The following is a 1698-nucleotide window of genomic DNA, read 5'->3' as shown; positions in this document are numbered from 1 at the left end:
GTTCACGAACTGCTGCGGGGCCTGCATGTTCGCATCCGGCAGACGCTCAGCCATCGGCTGGATCGACTTGCGCCGGCCGTCGAGCATCAGGCCCCGCAGATAACACTCACCCCACCGCCGCTGATCCCGCCGCGGAAACGACCCGAACACATCGGCAACGAACTCCGCCAACTCGCCCCGGAGCCGTTCCACTTCCCCCAACCTCACTCCGGGAAGCTGCCCACGATCAGCCGAGATCACTCAACGTAACGAAGCACTACTAGTCTAGTGCCCTTGGCCGCCGGCACGACCACACCATCCGCCCCGCGCGGTAACGACGATTAACAGCCTGCCAGGCGTCGCGCAAGGCCGAGACCCAACTTGAATCGTGGAATTTGCAATCAATGGGAGCGAGTCAGTTTCCCCTTCAATATTTGGCTGTTTGAAACCTCGGAGATCGTGAGGGTGTCTCCCTTGAGGTTGCTGAGGCCCCTGAGGTGACGGATCCTGGATGAAGCACCTTATGGGACAGGAGGATCAGGGCATGGGAAACATTAACCGCAGGCGTGGCGTCGACGCGGCCGCTTTCGAGGTCTTCGAAGCTCAACTCGACGTTGAAGATCTGAAAGCGATTCGATCCGATCCGGAGAAATTCTTCCGCGAACTCGTGGCGCCCGAGATCGATCAGGTGAACAGTGTCATCGTCGGCACGAAGGTGCTAAATGACAGCGTGGGGCAAATCTCCGTTTCGATCTTCCACCAGATCGCCGGCTCGCACGTGTCCAGGATCATCATCGATCAGGAATGACTTCCCCGGACGCAAACACCCTTGCCATGCGAAAAGGAGTAAGTCATGACCACGAAAACGGGATGGACTGGATGCCGTGACTGCCTGGGGCTGGTGCGTGTCCAGCTGGTGCAACGCACCATGCGGTCAGCGTGAATTTCGGCGTCGAGTCCTGGATGTAAACCACGGGTCCCCGCTTCTCAGCCGCCCCCCGGCACGGCCCGGAGAGCAATAATGGCCGATTCATCGTCAACATCACCAAAGTCGGCGACCAGTTCCAGCCTGCTGCCGATTCACAGCGCCGCAGCCATTCCACCTGTGGCCATCTGCCCTTCTTGCACGGCTCGATCGTCCCCTAACTTATAGCACGGGGAGGGCAGCCACGAACGAGTTGAATGAAACCACCCTTTCAGGAGGGACGGAGTGGTGTGATTCCCCTGGTTATCCAAGCGCTCGGGTCATCGCATCGCGCAACGCGTGGATAACCTCACTTTTCCGGCTCGAACTCCCGTTACCGCTTTGTCGCGCCATGAGGACCACATGGAGGTTTGGGCGGTAGCCTCCGATGGAGGTATCTACCTTGCCTGGTGGGACGGGACTAATTGGTATGAGTGGCGTCGGTTGGGATCGGAGACCTTCCCGGTAAATGCGCCGATTGCGGCTTTGTCACGGTACGAGGGCCACATGGAGGTCTTTGCTGTCCGGCCCGACGGCAGGCTCTACGGCAACTGGTGGGGCGGCGAGAACGCCAACTGGCACGGCTGGTACCCGATCGGCACCGAGACGTTCGACCCAGGCACACCCATCGCCGCACTGTCCCGCTTCGACGACCACCAGGAGGTCTTTGCTGTCCGGCCCGACGGCAGGCTCTACGGCAACTGGTGGGGCGGCGAGAACGCCAACTGGCACGGCTGGTACCCGATCGGCACCGA

The 1698-nt window shown here is 60.6% G+C and carries 2 protein-coding genes and 1 pseudogene; 2 read left to right on the top strand and 1 reads right to left on the bottom strand.

What is annotated here, in order from left to right:
• Positions 1-207: transposase (locus tag AB0H32_RS41755; RefSeq protein WP_361132730.1), on the bottom strand; the 207-nt coding region annotated here is incomplete at its 3' end.
• A gap of 295 nt (positions 208-502) precedes the next feature.
• Between AB0H32_RS41755 and AB0H32_RS41750 the strand changes: the two genes are divergently transcribed.
• Both AB0H32_RS41750 and AB0H32_RS41745 read left to right on the top strand, forming a co-directional pair.
• Entirely contained in the window at positions 503-787 is a 285-nt protein-coding gene (locus tag AB0H32_RS41750; protein ID WP_361132727.1) for a hypothetical protein, read from the top strand.
• 663 nt (positions 788-1450) lie between these two features.
• A pseudogene (locus AB0H32_RS41745) lies at positions 1451-1698 on the top strand (hypothetical protein); the annotation flags it as partial.

It is taken from the genome of Streptomyces sp. NPDC020362 (genome assembly GCF_040642095.1).
Taxonomy (GTDB): domain Bacteria; phylum Actinomycetota; class Actinomycetes; order Streptomycetales; family Streptomycetaceae; genus Streptomyces.
This window is presented reverse-complemented; position numbering and strand designations above follow the sequence as displayed.